The organism is Streptococcus sp. HMSC065C01, from assembly GCF_001813525.1.
GTDB lineage: Bacteria > Bacillota > Bacilli > Lactobacillales > Streptococcaceae > Streptococcus > Streptococcus parasanguinis_V.
In genome coordinates this window covers 286,220-308,282 of sequence record NZ_KV812859.1, presented here as the reverse complement: position 1 = coordinate 308,282, position 22,063 = coordinate 286,220, and the positions used below count along the sequence as shown (strand labels likewise).

The 22,063-nt window shown below is 44.5% G+C and carries 20 protein-coding genes; 15 read left to right on the top strand and 5 right to left on the bottom strand.

Annotated features, from left to right (window positions below; all coding sequences use genetic code 11):
* Positions 1-232 precede the first annotated feature (232 nt).
* The 12 genes from HMPREF2918_RS09990 (at position 233) to HMPREF2918_RS09935 (ending at position 13,786) form a co-directional block, all read left to right on the top strand.
* Positions 233-1,576: a CapA family protein gene (locus tag HMPREF2918_RS09990; RefSeq protein ID WP_049490825.1), complete on the top strand. Its 1,344-nt coding sequence runs from the start codon at positions 233-235 to the stop codon at positions 1,574-1,576.
* A 3-nt stretch (positions 1,577-1,579) separates the two neighbouring features.
* Positions 1,580-3,244: a MutS-related protein gene (locus tag HMPREF2918_RS09985; protein ID WP_070595505.1), complete on the top strand. Its 1,665-nt coding sequence runs from the start codon at positions 1,580-1,582 to the stop codon at positions 3,242-3,244.
* A gap of 23 nt (positions 3,245-3,267) precedes the next feature.
* Positions 3,268-3,984, top strand: coding sequence for a DUF554 domain-containing protein (locus tag HMPREF2918_RS09980; RefSeq protein WP_070595503.1), 717 nt, complete (start codon positions 3,268-3,270; stop codon positions 3,982-3,984).
* 183 nt (positions 3,985-4,167) lie between these two features.
* A complete protein-coding gene (locus HMPREF2918_RS09975; RefSeq protein WP_070595557.1) occupies positions 4,168-4,746 on the top strand; it encodes an HD domain-containing protein in 579 nt (192 codons plus the stop codon).
* A gap of 136 nt (positions 4,747-4,882) precedes the next feature.
* Complete coding sequence (locus HMPREF2918_RS09970; protein WP_049474138.1) at positions 4,883-5,731, top strand: Cof-type HAD-IIB family hydrolase; 849 nt, start codon at positions 4,883-4,885, stop codon at positions 5,729-5,731.
* On the top strand, positions 5,732-6,364 hold the full coding sequence (locus HMPREF2918_RS09965) for an SGNH/GDSL hydrolase family protein (RefSeq protein WP_070595501.1): 633 nt from the start codon (positions 5,732-5,734) through the stop codon (positions 6,362-6,364).
* Between the two features lie 148 nt (positions 6,365-6,512).
* A complete protein-coding gene (locus tag HMPREF2918_RS09960) occupies positions 6,513-6,908 on the top strand; it encodes a CopY/TcrY family copper transport repressor (protein ID WP_070595499.1) in 396 nt (131 codons plus the stop codon).
* 18 nt (positions 6,909-6,926) lie between these two features.
* Positions 6,927-7,298: a cupredoxin domain-containing protein gene (locus HMPREF2918_RS09955; protein WP_070595497.1), complete on the top strand. Its 372-nt coding sequence runs from the start codon at positions 6,927-6,929 to the stop codon at positions 7,296-7,298.
* A 10-nt stretch (positions 7,299-7,308) separates the two neighbouring features.
* Complete coding sequence (locus HMPREF2918_RS09950; RefSeq protein ID WP_070595495.1) at positions 7,309-9,531, top strand: heavy metal translocating P-type ATPase; 2,223 nt, start codon at positions 7,309-7,311, stop codon at positions 9,529-9,531.
* A 348-nt stretch (positions 9,532-9,879) separates the two neighbouring features.
* The gene (spxB, locus tag HMPREF2918_RS09945; RefSeq protein ID WP_070595494.1) at positions 9,880-11,655 is read left to right on the top strand and encodes a pyruvate oxidase; all 1,776 of its coding nucleotides are present in this window, start codon (positions 9,880-9,882) and stop codon (positions 11,653-11,655) included.
* 154 nt (positions 11,656-11,809) lie between these two features.
* Entirely contained in the window at positions 11,810-12,157 is a 348-nt protein-coding gene (locus tag HMPREF2918_RS09940) for a VOC family protein (RefSeq protein WP_070595492.1), read from the top strand.
* A gap of 189 nt (positions 12,158-12,346) precedes the next feature.
* Entirely contained in the window at positions 12,347-13,786 is a 1,440-nt protein-coding gene (locus tag HMPREF2918_RS09935) for a 6-phospho-beta-glucosidase (RefSeq protein WP_070595490.1), read from the top strand.
* A 114-nt stretch (positions 13,787-13,900) separates the two neighbouring features.
* Here HMPREF2918_RS09935 and HMPREF2918_RS09930 read toward each other — a convergent pair whose 3' ends face one another.
* Positions 13,901-14,434: a hypothetical protein gene (locus HMPREF2918_RS09930; RefSeq protein ID WP_070595487.1), complete on the bottom strand. Its 534-nt coding sequence runs from the start codon at positions 14,432-14,434 to the stop codon at positions 13,901-13,903.
* A 203-nt stretch (positions 14,435-14,637) separates the two neighbouring features.
* Between HMPREF2918_RS09930 and HMPREF2918_RS09925 the strand changes: the two genes are divergently transcribed.
* Together HMPREF2918_RS09925 and HMPREF2918_RS09920 are read left to right on the top strand one after the other, a co-directional pair.
* Positions 14,638-15,327 (top strand): response regulator transcription factor, encoded by a 690-nt coding sequence (locus tag HMPREF2918_RS09925; RefSeq protein ID WP_070595486.1) that lies wholly within the window; start codon positions 14,638-14,640, stop codon positions 15,325-15,327.
* Positions 15,327-16,214 (top strand): sensor histidine kinase, encoded by an 888-nt coding sequence (locus tag HMPREF2918_RS09920; protein WP_070595484.1) that lies wholly within the window; start codon positions 15,327-15,329, stop codon positions 16,212-16,214. The genes HMPREF2918_RS09925 and HMPREF2918_RS09920 overlap by 1 nt, the downstream gene beginning before the upstream one ends.
* A 20-nt stretch (positions 16,215-16,234) precedes the next feature.
* On the opposite strand, the gene HMPREF2918_RS09915 is transcribed toward HMPREF2918_RS09920, so the two are convergent.
* From HMPREF2918_RS09915 to pabB, 4 genes are all read right to left on the bottom strand, one after another.
* Entirely contained in the window at positions 16,235-16,987 is a 753-nt protein-coding gene (locus HMPREF2918_RS09915) for an ABC transporter permease (RefSeq protein WP_006595651.1), read from the bottom strand.
* Positions 16,988-17,044: 57 nt separating this feature from the next.
* On the bottom strand, positions 17,045-17,953 hold the full coding sequence (locus HMPREF2918_RS09910) for an ABC transporter ATP-binding protein (protein WP_031574611.1): 909 nt from the start codon (positions 17,951-17,953) through the stop codon (positions 17,045-17,047).
* A gap of 417 nt (positions 17,954-18,370) precedes the next feature.
* Positions 18,371-18,985 (bottom strand): alpha/beta fold hydrolase, encoded by a 615-nt coding sequence (locus HMPREF2918_RS09905; protein WP_070595483.1) that lies wholly within the window; start codon positions 18,983-18,985, stop codon positions 18,371-18,373.
* Positions 18,985-20,712 carry an aminodeoxychorismate synthase component I gene (pabB, locus tag HMPREF2918_RS09900; RefSeq protein ID WP_070595482.1) on the bottom strand — a complete coding sequence of 576 codons (1,728 nt, stop codon included), beginning with the start codon at positions 20,710-20,712 and terminating at the stop codon, positions 18,985-18,987. Before pabB ends, HMPREF2918_RS09905 begins: the two co-directional genes overlap by 1 nt.
* Positions 20,713-20,830: 118 nt before the next feature.
* Here pabB and HMPREF2918_RS09895 point away from each other — a divergent pair, with 118 nt between their 5' ends.
* Complete coding sequence (locus tag HMPREF2918_RS09895) at positions 20,831-21,886, top strand: acyltransferase family protein (RefSeq protein WP_070595481.1); 1,056 nt, start codon at positions 20,831-20,833, stop codon at positions 21,884-21,886.
* Positions 21,887-22,063 lie beyond the last annotated feature (177 nt).

Here is a 22,063-nt window from a genome sequence, read left to right as displayed (position 1 = left end):
ACTTTTCTCACAGCGGAAAGTTTCAGTAGATGCTTGCATCAGTTGAAAATCGTGATGATGTTTTCTGCTTTGAAGAAACCATTCTTTTAATATCAAATCATTTAGAAGTTCTGTTTTGCAGAACTTTTATTCTCCTCTGGAAATTTGTGATACAATGAAGAGAAAGTATTTCAATGACAGCTCAATCTGTTGGCGGATCATTGGAGAAACTAGGTAGGAAGAAGAGGTAGGAATGTTAGAGAAGTGGGAGAGTGTGAAAGGGACCATCAAAACGATGGGAAAAGAACTATCGGCGGCCTTTGATTGGGCTTTTGATCGTCTCTTCTCAAAGATTCAGCTGACCAATGAACAGTTTGTCTATGTGCTCTTGTCTGTTGTTTTCATCGTGGCCAATGCTATCTTATGGGTGCAAAAATTCCAAGGCTTTCCGATCACCGCAACGGAACGGCCAGAGGTTGTGTACAAGGCCAAGACACCGGCTGATCAGATTCCTCATACAGCTCGGATCATGGCCAATGGAGATCAGCTCTATCATGATTTGGTCTATATGAGCGCGCAAAAAGAAGATGGGACCTATGATTTTCATGAGAATTATGAGTATGTCAAACCCTGGCTACAAAAGGCGGATCTAGCCTTGGGTGATTTTGAGGGAACCATTAACCCCAATTATTATTTGTCAGGATATCCTCTTTTTAATGCGCCGAGCGAAGTCGTACCAGCCATCAAGGATGCTGGTTATGATGTCATGGATTTGGGACACAACCATATCTTGGATTCAGGTCTAGAAGGAGTCTATTCGACAGCTAAGGCCTTTGAAGATGCAGGCATCACACCTGTCGGTGTATACACGCATGAAAAGAGAGGGCAGGCCCCCTTGGTGATCAAGGAAGTGAATGGCATCAAGATTGCTATTCTAGCCTACGCTTATGGGTTTAATGGAATGGAAACGACCCTTACTCCAGAGGAGCAAGCAGATGTCTTGTCTGATCTGGATGAAGAGCGGATGAAGGCGGAGATCCAAAAGGCGGAGCAAGAGGCCGATATTACCATTGTCATGCCCCAAATGGGAATTGAGTACCAATTGGAGCCGACAGAAGAGCAAAAAGAGCTCTATCATAAGATGGTTTCTTGGGGAGCTGATATCGTCTTTGGTGGGCATCCCCATGTTGTAGAGCCTGCTGAAGTGGTCAATAAAGATGGTCAAAACAAGCTCATCATCTATTCGATGGGGAATTTCCTGTCCAATCAGCGTCTGGAAACCATGGGAGATGTGGAGACTGCCCAATGGACAGAGCGAGGGGTCTTGATGGATGTGACCATCGAAAAGGTTGGTCGCAAGACACGGATTAAGACGGCTACTGCTCATCCAACCTGGGTCAGTCGGACTCCGAAGGGAACCTATTCTCCTGAAGGCTATGACTTGTACAAGTACCAGACCTATATCTTGGAAGATTTTATCCAGGGTGGCAAGTACCGCGACAAGCTGGATGAGGAGACCAAGGAGAGAGTGGACACGGCTTACCGAGAAATGAAGGAACATGTTCACTTGGATTGGCCTCAGAGTGGAAAGGAATAGAGTATGGAAGGAAATGTAAACTGGATTCCGCTAGGGATCCTAGGATTGATCGTGGTGATTTGGGCAACCAAATTTCTCACGGCCATTCGCCTCAAGCAAAAGCTGAAGAAGGCTTGGGACGGGGCGCCTTTCTTTCGTAAGAAAGATACAGAAGAAAGTTTGATAGACAGTCTGGCTTATCCAGCTAAGGGAAGGACGATCGATAGCCAAGTGGATGATCAGACCTGGCATGATTTGGCTTTGGATGCGGTCTTTGATCAGCTCAATTACACCCAATCGAGCCTTGGGGCAGAAGCTCTCTATCACAAAATGCGCCTGCTGGAATTCCAGCCTCAGGATCAGCTTCATGACTTAGAAGCCTTCTTTGAAGAGCATCCGGATTTGCGGCTCAAGGTCCAGGTCATTTTCAACCAACTGGGTAAGAAGAATCACAACATGGCGCGTAGCATTGTCGCAAATCCTGGCAAGCATTATGCAGGTTTGCCCCTCTATATAGCCTTGGCCTGTCTTCCAATCCTCTGTCTCTTTGCCATCCCCTTTGAGCCAGTTGGGGCGATTACCCTCTTGGTGATCAGTGTGGTCTTTAATATCGTCTTTTCAAGTTTGCGCAATTGGTCTAATAAAATCCGTCTGGACAATGTTAGTTATCTGGTCCGCATCTTTGCTTCGGCAGAACGCTTGAGCCATCTAGCCTTGCCACAACAAGAAGAACTCAAGCAGGCGGTCAAACCCTTTAAGAAAACGCGGATCATTGCCAGTGTCTTGCAGAGTCCAACGGGGACTTCTGAGATGGAAATTATTCTCCTCTACCTCAATGTCCTCTTTTTACTCCCGCAGATCGCTCAGGTTTATATTTACAATCAGGTGAAGGCTTATCAAAAAGAGGCCCAGAAACTTCTGGATCTGCTAGGGGAGATGGAAGTCGCTATAAGTCTCTTGCGCCATAAGCGGGATCTAGAAGTGGTCTGTCAGCCAGTCTTTACAGAGACGGGTGGGATTGAAGGTGAGACGCTCTATCATCCCTTGCTGTCCAATCCGATTGCAAATGATGTGCATTTTCAAAAAAATATGGTCATCAGTGGGGACAATGCGTCTGGGAAATCAACCTATTTGAAGACCGTCGCTATCAATGCTATTCTGGCTCAAGGGCTGGGCTTTGCCTATGGAGAAAGCTTTGCCCTGCCTTACGGTCATGTCCTAACGGCTATGGATGTGAGCGATGATATTGAAGTTGGAGATAGCTACTTTATCACTGAAAGTAAAGCTATTTTGCGTATGATTCAGCATTTGAACGATCCTGGTTTTCACTATTTCTTTATTGACGAGCTCTTTAAGGGGACCAATACCATCGAGCGGATCGGATCAGGCCTTGGAATTGTCCGCTGGTTGGCTGCCCAAAACTGTCTCTACATGATTTCCAGCCATGATATTGAGCTGGTCGCGGCCTCCGGTGAAGTCAATGATAATTACCATTTTGATAGCCGCTATGTGGATGGCAAGATCGTCTTTGACTACCAGATCAAGCCAGGGTCAGCCGTGACCAAGAATGCGGTCAATACCCTAGAAAGCTTACATTATCCTGAGGAGATTACGCAAACAGCCAAGGACTTGATTGACCAGTATGAAGAGACGGGGCATTGGTCTTTGAAAGAAATTGAAAAAGAATGAGAAATGAACGAAGGAGTTTGTAAATGATCGGTTTAGGGACCCTCTATAATGCCTTAGGGGTCGTATTTGGTGGGCTTTTAGGATTGCTCATCGGTCAACGTTTGTCAGAAGATTTTCATGAGACCCTTCTGAAAGTGACAGGAGTTGCTGTTTTTGTCTTGGGCATTGCAGGGACCTTGGAAAAGATGCTGGTGGTGCATGGAAGTCATGTGGAAAGTCACGGAAGTATGATGTTGATTCTGAGTCTAGTGATCGGGACCGTTATCGGGGAACTCTTGAAGATTGAGGAGGGCTTTGAGCGCCTGGGAAGCTGGCTGAAGGAAAAGACGGGCAACCAAAGCGATACCAGCTTTGTCGATGCCTTTATGACCACGGCCTTGACCATTTGTATCGGGGCTATGGCGGTGGTCGGAGCTGTCCAGGATGGCTTGACAGGCGACACCTCGACCTTGTTGGCCAAAGCTATTCTCGATATGGTTATCGTTCTGGTCTTGACCGTTTCAAAAGGAAAGGGCGCGATCTTTGCAGTGGTACCACTTGTGATCCTTCAAGGTTTGATCACGCTGTTGGCCCATTTGATCGCACCGATCATGACTTCACAAGCCCTTTCGAATCTGTCCCTAGTTGGCTCCAGCCTCATTCTCTGTGTAGGGATCAACCTCATCTGGGGCAAACGAATCAAGGTCGCCAATCTCCTTCCAGCAGTGCTGATTTCCATTATTTGGGCCTTTGTTGGGTGAAAAATAGAAGCTAACCGGTAAAGACTGGTTAGCTTTTTTGCTTGCCTTTGTAGTCTTGTTAGAAAAAGGAAGGTGCTCCGAAAAATGGGGACTTTTTCTTTTTGCAAATACGGGAATTCATTTATGGAAAACCTGATTTTTGGTATGATAGTCGTAATTTCGAATAGGGAGGTTGGAGTCGCCATGAGTGATTTGAATCAGACAGTTGCATTTATTAAAGAAATCGAGAAATTAAAGTCAGTAACAAGGTTTAATAGAACCCTTGATGGACGGTTTGAAAATAGTGCCGAGCATTCCTGGCAGGGCGCGATAGCTGCGATGGTTCTTCAAGATTATTATCCTGAAAAATTGAATATGGAAAAGGTGATTTCTATGTTACTGATCCATGATTTAGGTGAGATTTATGCTGGAGATACTTGGGTGTTTGATGATGAAAAAAAGCTTCATGCTCATGATAGAGAGCTAGAATCTATAGAAAAAACAATGAGCCTCCTTCCAGAAGCAACATATGTGAATATGAAAAATTCGTGGTTGGAGTTTGAAAAAGGGCAGAGTCCTGAGGCAAGATATGCAAGAGTGATTGATGCATTGGTACCACTGATCAATCACTTGGAAGTATCAGAAGTCAATTATAATCCTGATCATATCCGTTCAGAGATGGTATTAGAAAAGAAAAAATTTATAAAAAGTGAATCGGAAGAATTATGGAAACTGACGGAAGAGTTGGTTCATGAAAGTGTAGAAAAGGGCTTATATTTATAAGATCCTTTGGCCATCAGTAACAACTTTCAGCCCAAGAGGAAGCCACCTGTTTTCACGGGTGGTTTTGACTTGCTTGATCTGTGGTATAATGGGAATAGATAATTTGCACCTTTTGAAAGGGAAAAGGTTAGATTGTATGATTAAGTTAATCGCAACAGATATGGATGGAACCTTATTAGATGGGCGAGGAGAGGTGGACCTTCCGCGTCTGGAAAGGCTGTTGGACCACTTGGATCAAAAAGGGATTCGCTTTGTCATTGCGACGGGAAATGAAATCCATCGCATGCGCCAGCTCTTGGGTCCCTTGGTCAAGCGGGTGACCCTGGTCGTCGCCAACGGAGCTCGGATTTTTGAGAATGACCAGATGGTTCTAGGAAAATTCTGGGATCGGGAATTGGTGGAGGCGGTTCTTGCTTATTTTAAGGGCCGGGAAATTTCAGATCAATTGGTTGTATCAGCTGTCAATGGTGGCTTTGTCAAGGAAGGCACGGTCTTTACAGAAGTTGAAAAATTCATGCAGCCGGAAGTGATTGAAGCCTTGTACAAGCGAATGAAGTTTGTTCCGGAATTGACAGCCGATTTGTTTGACCAGGTGCTTAAAATGAGCTTGGTGGTTGGCTTGGATCGTCTTGATCAAGTGAGTCAGGAAGTCCAACAGGCTTTTGGAGATCAGCTCATGGCGGTTTCGAGCGGTTTTGGCAGCATGGATCTCTTACAAGCAGGTATTCACAAGGCTTGGGGACTGGCTCAATTAATGGAGAAATGGCAGCTCGATGCTAGTCAGGTCATGGCCTTTGGGGATAGCGGAAACGACATCGAAATGCTTGAAATGGCTGGTCACTCCTATGCGGTGGCCAATGCAGAAGAAGCTGTCAAGGCTGTTGCCAAACATCTAGCACCGACTCATCAGGAAGGTGGTGTCTACCAGGTGATCGAAGAGTATCTAGGATTGACCCCCTGGGAACAAGTGAAAGGAAAGAATTAGATGGCGGTACAACTGTTAGAAGACTGGCTCTTAAAGGAGCAGGAGAAAATCATAACAACCTATCGGGAACTTAATCAAGCCCCTCTGAAGGAGCCTGGTTTGATCTTTATCGGAGACTCCATCGTGGAGTATTTCCCCATTCATGAACTATTACAAAGTCCCAAACACATGGTCAATCGAGGAGTGCGAGGCTATAAGACGGATCTCCTTCGTGAGCATCTAGACGCCCATGTCTTTGGAACGGCGGTGGATCAGATCTTTCTCTTGATCGGGACCAATGATATCGGAAAAGAAATTCCTCAAAAGGAAACCTTAGACAATGTAGAAGCGGTCTTACAAGCAATTATGCGGGACTTTCCGCTGACCCACATCAACCTGATCTCGGTTCTACCGGTGAGTCGAGATGAGCGCTACAAACAAAAGGTCTATGTGCGGACCAATGAAAAAATTCAGGCCCTCAACCAGGCCTATCGCGAATTGGCCCAGGCCTACCACCAGGTCAGCTATGTCGATGTGTATTCGTCTTTATTGGATGAAGTGGGGCAGTTAGCAGAAGCCTATACGATAGATGGCCTCCATCTAAGTGTGGCCGGGTATCGCATCCTAGCCCAAGCTCTGCAGGAGATAGTATAGAGATAAAAATAGGGAGTGAAAAAAGCCCAATCAGACAAATCTTCAAAGGAAGATTTGTTTTTTTTAAAACTTTTGGTTGACAAATGTAAATCTTAGGTGTAAAATAGCGTCATAAGATTTACAAATGTAGATTTAGAAAGGAGAAGCCATGCAAATTTCCAATGCGGAATGGCGCATCATGAAGATTATCTGGATGGAAGGCAAGCAGACCAGCACGGATTTGATCGCCGTCTTGTCCGAGCGCTTTGACTGGTCCAAGTCGACGATCAAAACCCTCTTGACGCGCTTGGTTGAAAAGGGGTGCTTGACTAGAGAAAAATCTGGCAAAGCCTTTGTCTACTCGGCTCTGTTGACGCAGGACCAAAGTATAGACTTGGTGGTTGAGGATGTGAAAGACAAGGTTTGCTCAAAAAGGATTGTCCAGGTGCTTGAAAACTTGATTCAGGCGAGTGACTTTACGCTAGCAGATCTTAATCAGCTACAACAAGTCCTCGAAGATAAGAAAGCTGAGGCTGTCGAAACAGTCCCTTGCAATTGTATGTAATAGAAAGAAGGAATTTTAATGTTTGGATTGTTAATTAGTATTGTTTGTTTACTTGGGGTTGCTTTTATTGCTTGGTGGTTCTTTGCAGAACATGAAAAGGTAAGCGGCCACGCTCGTCAGAAATCAGGTTATCAAGAAATTGAAGTCGAAGTTATGGGGGGCTATTCGCCTGAAACCATTGTCCTGAAAAAGAATGTTCCAGCCCGGATCATCTTTAATCGCAAGGATCCATCTTCATGTCTGGCTCAAGTGATCTTTCCAGATTTTGGCGTTCATGAAGATTTGCCTTTAGGTGAAAAACATGTCATTGAAATTACGCCAGAAAAAGCGGGCGAATATGGGTATTCATGTGGAATGAACATGATGCATGGTCACATGATTGTGGAATAAAGGAGTAGGTATGGTAGAAAAACAAAAAGCAGTTGTGGAAAACGGAGTGCAAAAGATCCGTATTACAGCAGAAAAAGGCTATAGTCCAAAGGAATTTCAACTTCAAAAAGGGATCCCTGCTGAAATCACCTTCCATCGGGTCAATCCTTCCGGCTGTTACAAGGAAATTTTGTTTGAAGATCAGGGGATTTTAGAGCCTTTGGAAGTCGGTGTGGATAAGGTCATATCTTTTACCCCGACAGAAACAGGGGACTTCGAGTTTTCATGTGGAATGAAGATGCAAAAGGGTTCCTACACGGTTGTGGAAAAACGCCGTCGTGTCTTAGGTTTACTGGGTCGCTTTTGGATTACTAGTATCTTTACCCTTCCCTTATTGATCTTGATGATCGGGATGATGGCAGGATTTGTATCCCATCCAGTCAGTCGCTGGGGGACTTTTCTAGCGACAACGCCGATTATGCTAGTGGCAGGAGTTCCTTTTATCAAGAGTGCCTGGGCCTCATTTAAGAAGCACCATTCCAATATGGATACCTTGGTAGCTCTTGGAACCCTGGTAGCCTATGTCTATAGTGTATTTGCCCTTTTTACTGGTCAGCCAGTATACTTTGAGGCTGCGGGTTTTATCATCTTCTTTATCCTCTTAGGGCAAATCTTTGAAGAACGGATGCGTAACAATGCCTCCGAGGCTGTGGAAAAGTTGTTGGATTTGCAGGCAAAAACGGCTCAAGTTCTCCGTGATGGGAACTATGTCGAGGTGGCGGCAGAAGATATCCAAATTGATGACTTGATTCGGGTCCGTCCTGGGGAAAAGATTGCGGTTGATGGGACGATTGTAGAAGGAAGTACGACCATTGATGAGTCGATGGTGACAGGTGAAAGCTTGCCTGTGGAAAAATCAGTTGGTGATGCAGTTATCGGCTCCACTATCAACAGCAATGGGACCATTCTCTTTAAGGCTGAAAAAGTCGGTAGTGAGACCCTCTTATCTCAAATTGTGGACTTTGTCAAAATGGCCCAATCCAGTCGTGCTCCCATTCAAGATTTAACGGATAAGATTTCAGGTATCTTTGTTCCAGTGGTGACGATTTTGGCCATTGCGACTTTCTGGGTTTGGTCCGTGCTTCTGGGCGCGTCGCTTCAAGAGGCCATGCTCTATGCAGTCTCTGTCCTCATTATTGCCTGTCCTTGTGCCCTTGGTTTGGCGACGCCGACTGCCCTGATGGTCGGAACCGGCCGTAGTGCCAAGATGGGGGTTCTGATTAAAAATGGAACAGTTCTTCAAGAAGTGCAAAAGATTCAAACCGTTGTGTTTGATAAGACAGGGACTATTACCATTGGCCAACCACTTGTAACCGATGTTGTAGGAGATGAAGCGCGTGTCTTGACACTGGCTGCTAGTCTTGAAACTTTTTCAGAACATCCCCTAGCGCAAGCGGTCTTATCACGAGCAGAAGAAAAAGGTTTGGTGCTAACCCCTGTGGAAAACTTCCAAGCGATTGAAGGAAAAGGGGTCCAAGGTCAGATCGACCAGCAGTTGGTGACCTTGGGAAATGGCAAACTTCATGACGGGACATTGATGGATCCGGAGCTTGAAAAACGGATGGTAGAGTTGCAAGAGCAGGCCAAAACAGTGATCAGTTTGTCTGTGGATGGGCAAGTGATTGGCTTGATTGCCATTCAAGATGCTCCGAAGGCCAGCTCAAAAGAAGCGATCAAAAAGCTCAAAGAACGGGGCTTGAAAACGGTCATGTTAACAGGGGATAATGAACGGGTGGCCCAAGCTATTGCTAAGCAAGTGGGCATTGATACCGTCATTGCTGATGTCCTTCCTCAAGAAAAAGCTAGCGCCATCCAAAAACTGCAAGAAAGCAGTAAGGTAGCCTTTGTGGGAGATGGGATCAATGATGCTCCAGCTCTTTCGATCGCCGATGTCGGAATTGCTATGGGATCTGGAACGGATATTGCGATCGAGTCCGGTGGCATCGTGCTCACGCAAAATGATTTGCTTGGCGTTGTGCGCGCCTTTGACATGAGTCAAAAGACCTTCCGTCGCATCTTACTCAATCTCTTCTGGGCCTCTATCTACAATATCCTTGGGATTCCAATTGCTGCTGGAGTCTTTGTAGGACTGGGATTGACCCTCAATCCAGAACTAGCAGGTCTTGCTATGGCCCTTAGTTCTGTGTCTGTTTTGACTAGCTCGCTGCTTCTCAATGTTGCGAAAATAGATTAACGAAAATAAGAAGTGGTACAGAATTCTGTATCACTCTTTTTCTCTTTTACCTAGAGCGACGAGGGAAAAGAGGAGGTATCAAATTATAGTAAAATACCCTATTGTAGGATAGTTTGTGAAAATTTCTCAAAAAGAGCATCTGTTATGGAATAGGGATTGAGCATCTCTGAGCAGATCCTTATACATGTGAATCTCTTTGTGATAAATTAATACTGTAATCGTTTTGTAAATCGTTTTCATGAGAAAAGTCAGAAAAAACTCATTTTCAAGGCGAGATGATCGCAAAGATGAAGTAGAAGCGCTATGCTGCATTTTAAGGGATCAAAATAGAATTAAAGGAGAGTTAGAATGACTCAAGGGAAAATTACTGCATCTGCAGCAATGCTTAATGTATTGAAAACATGGGGCGTAGATACGATCTACGGTATCCCATCTGGAACACTTAGCTCACTTATGGACGCTTTGGCTGAAGACAAAGATATCCGTTTCTTGCAAGTTCGTCACGAAGAAACTGGTGCTCTTGCAGCGGTTATGCAAGCTAAATTTGGTGGCTCTATCGGGGTTGCAGTTGGTTCAGGTGGACCTGGTGCGACTCACTTGATCAACGGTGTTTACGATGCAGCTATGGATAACACTCCATTCCTTGCCATTCTTGGATCACGTCCAAACAACGAGCTGAACATGGATGCCTTCCAAGAATTGAACCAAAACCCAATGTACAACGGTATCGCTGTTTACAACAAACGTGTAGCTTACGCAGAACAATTGCCAAAAGTAATCGATGAAGCTTGCCGTGCTGCCGTTTCTAAAAAAGGTCCAGCCGTTGTTGAAATTCCAGTAAACTTTGGTTTCCAAGAAATCGACGAAAACTCTTACTACGGATCAGGTTCTTATGAACGTCACTTTATCGCTCCTGCCTTGAACGAAGTGGAAATCGATAAAGCTGTTGAAATCTTGAACAATGCTGAACGCCCAGTGATCTACGCTGGTTTCGGTGGAGTTGGTGCGGGTGATGTGATCACTGAATTGTCTCGTAAAATTAAAGCACCAATCATTACAACTGGTAAAAACTTCGAGGCCTTCGAATGGAACTACGAAGGTTTGACAGGTTCTGCATACCGTGTTGGTTGGAAACCAGCCAACGAAGTGGTCTTTGAAGCAGACACTGTTCTTTTCCTTGGTTCAAACTTCCCATTTGCTGAAGTTTACGAAGCCTTCAAGAACACTGAAAAATTCATCCAAGTCGATATCGACCCTTACAAACTTGGTAAACGTCATGCCCTAGACGCTTCAATTCTTGGTGATGCAGGTCAAGCAGCCAAAGCAATCCTTGATAAAGTGAATCCAGTTGAATCTACTCCATGGTGGCGTGCAAACGTTAAGAATAACCAAAACTGGCGTGATTACATGAACAAACTCGAAGGTAAAACTGAGGGTGAATTGCAATTGTATCAAGTTTACAATGCAATCAACAAACATGCTGATCAAGACGCTATCTATTCAATCGACGTCGGTGACACTACTCAAACATCTACTCGTCACCTTCACATGACACCTAAGAACATGTGGCGTACATCTCCACTCTTTGCGACAATGGGTATTGCCCTTCCTGGTGGTATCGCTGCTAAGAAAGACAATCCAGATCGCCAAGTATGGAACATCATGGGTGACGGTGCATTCAACATGTGCTACCCAGACGTTATCACAAACGTTCAATACGACCTTCCAGTTATCAACGTTGTCTTCTCAAATGGTAAATATGCCTTCATCAAGGACAAATACGAAGACACAAACAAACATTTGTTTGGTTGTGACTTCCCTAATGCTGACTATGCGAAAATCGCTGAAGCTCAAGGAGCTATTGGATTTACAGTTGACCGTATCGAAGACATCGACGCAGTCGTTGCTGAAGCTGTTAAATTGAACAAAGAAGGTAAGACAGTTGTCATCGATGCTCGCATCACGCAACACCGTCCACTTCCAGTAGAAGTTCTTGAGTTGGATCCAAAACAACACTCAGAAGAAGCGATCAAAGCCTTCAAGGAAAAATACGAAGCAGAAGAACTCGTACCATTCCGCCTCTTCTTGGAAGAAGAAGGATTGCAATCACGCGCAATCAAATAATTCCTCTCGTGGAAAATCAAATGTAAACTGCGTTATCTTCACCTTGCTGTATTCCAGTACTGTCTGCGGTTCGATGCCTTGTTTATTCTTTGATTTTCTTAGAGCAGAACTTAAAAAGATCGGAGCAATCCGGTCTTTTTGTGGAGGATAAGAAATGAATTTAAATCAATTAGATATTATCGTTTCAGATGTTACCCAAGTTTGTGCTAGCTTGGAGCGTATTTTGGATAAGAAGGCAGACTATGCCGATGACGGTTTTGCTCAGTTCACGATTGGCAGTCACTGTCTCATGTTGTCTCAAAATCATTTGGTTCCTTTGGAAAACTTTCAGTCAGGAATCATTCTTCATATCGAGGTTGAGGATGTAGACCAGAACTACAAACGGTTGAAAGAGCTTGGTATACAGGTTTTAAACGGTCCAGTTGTAACCGATTGGGGAACCGAAAGCCTGTTAGTTAAAGGCCCAGCTGGTTTAGTGATTGATTTTTATCGTATGAACTAGGTAATTCTATTATCAAAAAATTTAAACGTTCTTGGAGTGGAACTTAAAAAGATCGGAGTTATCCGGTCTTTTTGTGTTGCGCGTGAACAAAAACAATCTTAGAATAGTATCAGTTTTTCATAGGATCTTGTAGGATTTTTTGGAAAGAGAAGGGTATAATAGAACTATCAAATCAAGTGAGGTAGAGAGATGACCGACAAACTTCAATTTCCAGATGGTTTCCTTTGGGGTGGTGCGACGGCTGCTAACCAGTGTGAGGGAGCTTATAATGAAGACGGCCGTGGCTTGGCTAATGTGGATGTGGTGCCGATTGGGCCTGATCGTCACGCCATTATTACGGGTCAGAAAAAGATGTTCGACTTTGAAGAAGGCTATTTTTATCCAGCTAAAGATGGCATTGATATGTACCATCGCTACAAGGAAGACATTGCGCTCTTTGGGGAAATGGGCTTTAAAACCTATCGTTTGTCCATTGCCTGGTCTCGGATCTTCCCTAAAGGAGATGAACTAGAGCCGAATGAAGCAGGTCTACAGTTCTATGAAGACCTCTTTAAGGAGTGCCACAAGTATGGCATTGAACCCTTGGTGACCATTACCCACTTTGACTGTCCCATGCATTTGATTACCGAGTATGGAGGTTGGCGTAGTCGTAAGATGTTGGAATGTTATGAACGACTCTGCCGGACCCTCTTCACTCGCTACAAGGGCTTGGTCAACTACTGGCTAACCTTTAATGAGATCAATATGATCCTTCATGCGCCTTTTATGGGAGCAGGTCTCTGCTTTGAAGAAGGGGAGAATGAGGAGCAGGTCAAATACCAGGCGGCTCACCATGAATTGGTCGCTTCAGCCATTGCTACCAAGCTAGCCCATGAGATTGATCCTAACAATAAGGTGGGCTGTATGCTAGCAGCAGGGCAAAACTATCCGCATACCTGTGCTCCACGAGATGTCTGGGCTGGTCTAGAAGAAGACCGCAAGAACTATTTCTTCATCGATGTGCAAGCGCGTGGGGAATACCCTAACTATGCCAAGAAAGAGTGGGAGCGTCAGGGAATCACGGTTGAGATGACGGAGCAGGACCTGCAATTGTTGAAAGACCATACAGTGGACTTTATTTCCTTCTCCTACTATGCCAGTCGAGTCGCTTCAGGGGATCCAGCTGAAAGGGAGAAAACAGCGGGCAATATCTTTGCCTCTCTGAAGAACCCCTACCTAGAAAGTTCAGAATGGGGTTGGCAGATTGACCCTCTTGGTCTCCGCATTACGCTGAACACCATCTGGGATCGTTATCAAAAACCCCTGTTTATTGTAGAAAATGGACTAGGCGCTGTTGATACCCCAAATGAAGACGGGGAGATTGAGGATGACTACCGGATTGACTACCTGGCTGCTCACATCAAGGCCATGCGGGATGCCATTAACGAAGATGGCGTTGTCCTCTGGGGCTATACAACTTGGGGATGTATTGACCTGGTCTCTGCCGGGACAGGAGAAATGAAGAAGCGCTACGGTTTTATCTATGTTGACCGGGACAACGAAGGCAAGGGAAGCTTGGAGCGCTCACGTAAGAAATCCTTCTATTGGTACAAAGAAGTCATTGCGACCAATGGGGCTTCTGTTGAATAAAAGTTTTCGGTACTTGCTGGCCGACTCTCTCCTATAAACGAAAAAGCTTAGAATCCCAATTTCAAGCTGGGGTCCTAAGCTTTTTGTATGTAGTTTAGCCAAGTTATTACGGATTTACTGGTCGTAATCTAAGACATTATTCTCGATGACAAACTTAGATTCAGCGGAAACGTTGGCTGCTCCTAGTTGCAACTGTGAACTTCCGTCTGGCTCTAGGATATGCCACTGACCGTCCTTGTGGGCAAAGATAGCCTGAAATGTGATGTTATCGCTCTTGTATCGAATGGGTAGAACAAATGCTTGATCTGTATTCTCTAAGAGAATCTCTTCTTTTTTTTCAAAGTTATAGATATAAAATTGCCCAGTTCTTTGTCCCAAACCATGAAGTTCATCGACTTTTTTCCAGTTCTCAAATTTTGTCCGAACAAGGGATTCATTATAAATCTTGTTGAAGGTTTCGTTGCGTTTCTTCGTTTCTTCCTCGTCTAGTGTTTTCTGAAACTCTGCAACCTTTTTAGTCGTTTGGATGGTTTGTCTGTTTTGCTCCCTGATTTGCTGGCGGTGGATGACTCGCATCATTCTTGCAGCAACGCCCAGGATGACAAGGATGGATACAAGACTGATTTTAGTTTTAGCATGATTTTTCATAGATGAGTCTCCCTATTGTGTCATTGGTCCTATTATACCCTTTGAAAGAAAGGATCGTCAAGTTCATCTTGTGATGATCTAACATGCAGATCTACCTGGGGACAATAGAATTTTATCAGATTTTCATTGACGAAGGTCCCTTTATTTGATAGGCTAGGGGAATAGAACTGATTTCGCAAGAAAAGAAAAAAGGAGCGAGGCAAGTGGCACGGATTTTATTAATCGAGGATAATAATGATATCCAAGAAATTTTATACAGTCTCTTAAGTGAAGATCATGAGGTCCTTCAGGCTTTTTCAGGTACAGAAGGGCTGCGGCTCTTCCAGCAAGAAGCTGTTGATTTGGTCTTTCTGGATATCATGCTTCCAGGGAAGAATGGGGATCAGGTCCTGGAGGAGATCCGTTTGCAGAGTCAAACACCGGTTATCATGATGACCGCTCTGGGAGACAAACACCTCATTAGCCAGTATCTCCTTGCAGGTGCCAATGATTATATTGTCAAGCCCTTTAATCTGGACGAAGTGGCGGCTCGGGTGACGGTGCAGTTGAGAAATCAACCGACGGTAGCACAGGAAGCTCAATCGTCGCAAAAGCTATCCTTTAAGAATTTGGTCTTAAATCCAGAAACCTTTGAATTGGAGTCCGGAGAACAGACGCTTCGCTTGGGCAAAAAAGAATTTCAAATTTTTGAGACCTTGCTGTCACATCCAAAGAAGATTTTCACCAAAGAAGAATTGTATGAGGCGGTCTGGGAAGAAGTTTATCTGCCTGGAGACAATACCCTCAATGCTCAATTAAGCAATCTCCGAAAGAAAATTGCCCAGCTTGATCCAGATGAGGACTATATTGAAACGGTCTGGGGCTTGGGTGTTCGCTTGAAAGGAGACAAGTAATGTGGGTTTTAGTTCTAATTCTTGTCGTCCTTGTCCTTCTCTTGGGTTTGGGCTATGCTCGCTTGCTTTCTGCCTTAAAGGATTTGCAGGAGCAGATTCAAAAGAAACTTCAAAGCGGAAGTGGGGTACGGCTGACCTCTCAGCTCTCAAAAAAAGAATTGGTCGCCTTGACCAAGCAGGTCAGTGATCTCTTTGATCAGATCGAGCGGACCAATCGGATTGCCTTTCAAGAGAAAAAGACCTTGGATATGGCCATCAGTAATATTGCTCACGATATTCGGACACCTTTGACCATTGCGTCGGGCTATACCCAACAAATCATTAAGGGTGGGACGCAGGAAGAGGAGAAGCTGAAGAAAATTGCTTCCAATCTTCAAGTCGTCTCAAAACGTTTGGAATCTCTCTTGGAATACAGACGCTTGATGGAGGGAGCTATTCAGCCTCGGATTTCAAACGTTAATCTCAGTCAAGTCTTAACCCAGCAGTTGTTCCAGTATTATGATAGCTTGTCTGAGGCGGGGATTACCTTAGAGGTAGAGCTAGAAGAGCATCTTCATTATGCTACGGATCCTGAGCTTTGGGAGCGCCTCTTGCAAAATATGCTCAGCAATGTCCTCAAGCATGGAAAGGAGCAGGCCCGTTTGACCTTGATGTCGGATGCAGACACGATTCGGGTCGAGCTGCGCAATATTGTGCAACAACCGATCCAGCACTTAGACCAATTGGCTAGTCGATTCTACTCTGAAAATCTCTCGGATACAGAAGAGTCATCTGGCTTGGGTCTCTATATCATTCAAAATTTTGTAGAGATCTTAGGCGGGGACTTGCAACTGGCAACGGAGGCAGACTGGTTTATCTTGACCATTACACTAAGAAAAAAGGCTTGAGCACTGCTCAAGTCTTTTTGTTATAAATCTTTGTGTTTAAAAGTAGCCAGTCCTAGGAAGCCGAAAACAAGGATGAATCCAAGGGCGATCGAGAGGGTGTTGGTTGTTGCTGTTGTGCTCTGTACCATGGAATATTGGAATTCCAAGTTTAGATAGTGGAGAATATCAATATCTTTAAGGAAGAGCGCAGGAAGGCTTAAGAGGATATTTCCAATGAAGTAGCCAACGAAGGCCAAGGTGATGGATTGGCTGGCATAAAGAAGGAAGGAAATGATGCTGACCCAAGCCAAGGTGGAAAGGAACTGAATCAGCACGGTCAGTCCAAAATGAGCAAGGAAGTGCTCTGGCATGGTGCCAAGTCCATTGTAGAGCGTCGCGATCAAGAAGACGAGACCATAAGAAACAAGAAATTGGAAGAGAGCAATGGTCAGAACAACGGCGCTTTTGGCAAAGTAGTAACTGGTGCGCGAAACGCCATAGGCCAGACTATTCTTGTATAAGTTTTGCGTTAAGTCTGTTCCCAGGACCAAGGTGATGACAATAATGGTAAAGAGGATAGTCACACTGATGCTGGAAGAGTAGTTGGTCAAAGCTTTAAAGCCTGTCCAAACTTCGGTCGCTTGGGGCAATTTGGATTCCGTATTGACGCCGACGTGGCCAGTAGCTCCAAAGATGACTCCAGACAGGATGTTGAGAACGAGAATGGCTTCTGTAATCCAAAAACCTTTGGAGCGAAAAAGTCTGTAAAAATCTGCTTGAATGGTATGCAACATGATAAATCTCCTAAATGAAATATGTGGGATAGGTAATAGAGGAAGACGGTGATTGGACTAGTCTACCAAGTCCGTAAAGAATTTTTCCAGATCTTGGCGGGCATAGTAGATTTCGTCCACGTCAATATCGGCTTGAACGAGGGCTTTGACAATGACTTTAATATCGTGAGTCTGTCCGAAGATATGGATTTCTCCATCCTTATCGATGACCTTGATGCGGTGATGGAGTTGATCCTGGATCAGTTGACTCGCAAGGGCTAGCTGACTTGTCTTGAGGATGATGTAGTCTTCTCCTTGTTCTTCGAATTCAGCCTTGCTAATTTCTTTGATCAGGCGTCCTTGGTCGACAATGCCAAAGCGATTGGCAACCAGATAGAGTTCGGAGAGGATGTGACTGGAAATGAGGATGGTCATGCCGAGTTCATCATTGAGGCGTTTGATCATCTGACGGAATTCCTTGATTCCGACTGGATCAAGGCCATTGATGGGTTCGTCCAGAATAAGGAAATCTGGCTTAGCAATGAGAGCAATCGCAATTCCCAACCGTTGTTTCATCCCGAGTGAAAAATCACGGAATTTCTTCTTACCCGTATTATTCAGGCCAACATAGTTCAAGGTTTCTTTGATGACCTGGTCGGGATTGGGAATATGGCGAGCCTTGCAATAGTAGACCAGGTTTTGATAGGCGGTCATATGCTTGTGAGCCACGGGACTTTCAATGACAGATCCAACCCGTTTCAAGGCTTGGGTCCACTGGGAGCGATTTGTAGAAGCAAAGAGAGAGACGCTTCCGTCAGTTTCTTGAATCAGCTGGGTGATGATCTTGATGAGAGTGGTTTTCCCAGCCCCGTTCTTACCGATCAGGCCATAAACGTCGCCTTTGCGAATGGTGAGATTCACATCATTTAAGGCGTATTGTTGACCAAATTTTTTACTCAAATGGGAAATTTCTAATACTTTTTCCATGGTTTTCTCCTTCGTCCAAATGACTAGTTGTTTTCTTTACACTCTTAGTATACAGCTTGCTTTTCAAATAACTATCAAGCAATTCTCAAATATTTCTAAAAAAACGACTAACTTTTAAAAAGTTAGCCGTGACTTTAAGACTAAGTTTTCCTAGAGGCTTTCCTTAGGTGAGTACGGACGTCAGCGAACTTCGAAGAAGTTCCATGACTTAGTTTTGAGCCTAAGGTCTCAAAACTCCCGAGTGCCTGAAACAATTGTGTTTCAGGCACTTTTCTCACGGCGGAAAGCCTCAAGAAATTCATGCATAACTTTAAAAATAAACATTTCTTTAAAGTTCTTGATTTTTTAAGTTATATAACATGAAAAAATACTTTATCTACATTAAGAGGAACTGTTTTTTAAGCTAGCCTCTTCATTTTAAAACCCAGCGACAAACTCCTTGATGGCTTGCGCGAGTTCATAGGGTTTCTCGGTATTGAGTAGATGGCCTCCGTCTGCAATTTCTTGATAGCGGCCTTTTGGCAGGAGCTTGGCCAATTTTTTAGAAGAAGATTGATTGGCCCAATCTCTGCTACCACAAACAACTAAGCTAGGAAGAGGGCAAGCTTTAACGGTATCGGTTAAATTGAGCCCTTTTAATTCGGTCAAGATTTGAAGCATCTGTTGTTTATTGGCATCTTGTTTTTCAAAGACATGCTTGGGAAGTAGACGAAAGAGAAGGATCTGGAGCCGATAGAGGGGATTGGTGTTAAGTTTGTATTGTGTTCCTACAAGGACTAAGCCCTTGAGTTGCGGGAAGTCTTGTCTGGAGAGATCAAGAGCGAGCACGCCACCTAGTGAGAGTCCTACCAGAATAAAGGGTTCGCTTTCTTGCTGGAGGCGCTCCATCAACCTTTCTTTGACTTCCTGATAGCTTTCTTTTGGATGGGAGAAAATATCAAAAGTTTTGGAGTGCAAGGGTGAAAGTGCAAATTGGACTCCTTGCCAAGAGAGGACATCTTGCCCTAGTCCATGTAAAAAAATAAGTTTCATCAGGAATCCTTTCTTTGAAAATCGAGTTCGTAGAGACCACGAAGAGCATTGCAGGCATAAATACGATCAGCGTCTGTTAAATCGTTCAGAGTCAAGAGTTTTTCTTCCACCTGCTGGGTCTCAAGAAGATGGCGCCGATAAATGCCATCGAGTAAGGGGAGGTGAGCTGGTGGGGTATAGAGTTGTCCCTCTATCTCCAGCACCAGATTGCCAATCGTCGTCTCTAGCAAGGTTCCGTCTGGCAGATGGAAAATTTGCTCGTGATCTGACTGGTTGAGATGGTCTCTCTGACTCGTTTTGAAATAAGTAAATGGCGTCGCTAAATCAAGCTTCTGCTCTGTCAGTTGGGCCTGTAGATAGCTAGCTGGCAAGTCTGTCAGCTCCGTGATCTCTAGGTGGAAGGTCCCGTTTTTTTGCAAGGCAATCCGACAACGATAATCAAGGTTGGACTCCAAATGAGCAAGCTCTTCTTGAAGTTCTTTCAGGAGCTTCGACTCATCATAAGGATAGGCAAAGTAGCGACTAGCTTCCCTCAAGCGTGTTAAATGTTGGTCTAAGAAAGTCAACTCTCCTTGGTGGATGCGGCCGGTCGTCAGGAGCTCAAAGTGAGACTCTTGTCGGTAGAGGACAGCCGATTTTTGCTTGGTTTCCTGGTATTCACCTTCCCATTTGCTATCCCAAGTGATGCCTCCTCCCACGCCATAGATGGCTTGATCCCCCTGCATTTGAAGGGTCCGGATGGCCACATTAAAAATCCGTTTCCCTTTTGGAAGAAGGATGCCGATCGTTCCACAGTAGACACCTCGAGGAGCCTTCTCCGTCTTTTGGATGATTTCCATAGTGGAGATCTTTGGTGCTCCTGTAATCGAGCCACAAGGAAAGAGAGCTCGGAAGGTTTGGACCAGGTCGATCTCAGCTCGTAAGTGACTTTCAATGGTCGAGGTCATCTGCCAAACGGTGGAGTATTGCTCGACTTGGCAGAGATGGGTCACCTGCTCACTTCCAATCTCCGAAATCCGGTTCATGTCATTGCGGAGGAGGTCGACGATCATCATGTTTTCTGCTCGATTTTTTGGATCGGCTTCTAGCCAAGCAGCCTCTTTGAGATCCGCTTGGTTGGTAAGCCCGCGGCGTGTCGTTCCCTTCATAGGGCGAGTGGTCAGTAGCCGGTCGTCTTGCTCAAAAAAGAGCTCAGGGCTAATGGAGAGGATGGCTACATCATCATGTTGGATGAAGGCATTGTAATGAGCTTTCTGCTCTACCACTAGTCGGTTGTAGATGGCGAGAGGATCCGCCTCTAGCTCTTGAGAAAGCTGGACGGTGTAGTTGACCTGATAGGTATCCCCCTGGCGGATGTGGTGATGGATAGTCTTGATGGCTTCTTGGTAAGCGGGAGCCTCGACCTCTTCCTTCCAATTGGCTGGCAGGTCCACTGCTTCATAGTCCTCTGGGAAAGGAAGGGTTTCAACCTCCTGGTGGATAGTGAAGTAGAGGAGATACTCTCCCATGAGAGGAGCAGGGTGGACAGCTAATTTTTTCTCAAATGCAGGTGCTGCCTCATAGCTGACATAGCCGACAGCATAAAAACCAGCCTCCTGGTAAGTTTCCACTTCTTTAAGAAGTGCCTCTACTTGGTCGAGGTCTCTGGTTTTTAATTCTTTTATGGGCTTGGTGAAAAGGTGTCGCAATCCAAGTTCTTTAAAATCAATAATCGTTTGTTTGTGCATGCTTTGAGTATATCAAAAATAGAGGAAAAAAGGTAGATCAGGATACAAGATTCCTTGCCCCGGCCTTTCTTTCATGCTAAAATAACCTTAGATTCTGCATTTTGCAAGGAGTAGGAACATGCAAAAGAATTCCCTCTACAATACTTCTAGTATTAGTCTCTTTCAATATCTGTTTGCGATTGCAGTGATTTTGGTGCATAGTGGTCGCTTAACTTCATATGAGCCGGTGCATTTTGGTCTCAAGAGTATGCTTGGCCGGCTAGCGGTGCCATTTTTTATCGTCTGTGCCAGCTTTTTCCTTAAGCAATCACTAGGGAATTCTCAGAAAATGAAGGCCTATCTGGTCAAAATCGTAAAAACCTATTTGTTTTGGAGTTTTGTTTACCTTCCGTATGCTTGGCTCTTTTTCTCTAGTCTTCGTCTTCCTGTCTATCTTTTTCCAGCAGGTGTTCTCATTGCACTGATCTATCTGGGGATGTGCTACCAACTCTGGTATATCCCAGCCTTTTTGCTGGGTTTGTTTTTGGTCAATCAATTGGTCAAATACCTAGGTATGGTTTGGACGGGGTTGATCACCTTTCTTCTTTATTGCTGGGGCTTGATCGAGACCTATTCGGCTTATCTGGACACAACAAGTCTTCTCAAAGGTTACCAGCTCTACAGCAATTTATTTTTTACAGCGCGAAATGGTCTCTTTTACACGCCCATTTTTATTTATATGGGTTATTATCTGTATGACCATTTTCATGCACAAACTTTTAGAATTCACCGTTGGCAAAAGCTAGCTCTTGCCTTTGGATTGCTCTGTCTAGAAGGGATCATTATTTTTCAACACGAAGGAATTGATAAGAACTTTTTCTTTCTTCTTCCTTTTGTGACCGTTTATTTTGTCAATGCCTGCCTGCGATCGTCCTTTTTGAAAAGCTATAATTTACAGTATTTAAAGCAAATGAGTATAGCTCTTTACTTTTCGCATCCGATCTTTATCGAGTGGGCTCGCTATGGCTTTAGCAGCCCCCCTCTCTCTTATCCAGACAGGGGCAAGCTGATTTTTGTGACGGCCTTGTTTGGCAGCCACCTCTTTGGACTAGCCATGCTGTGGGTACGAGAGAGAAGGGAAAAACAAAAGATTCCTTCAAATGGTGAAGAGTTAGATAAAATAACCAACCAATAGTAGGGTGTACAAAACTCAAGCAGATGTGTTTGAGTTTTTTTGTATGAAGAAAATCAAGGAAGAATAAGAATTGGCAGACTGCTCCTCCTTGTTTATAAATGTTTTATTTTCTTGCCCTTGGATATAAGAAAGGGGAAATCAGTACCAGATAGTGATTTATAATATAGACATCATTGT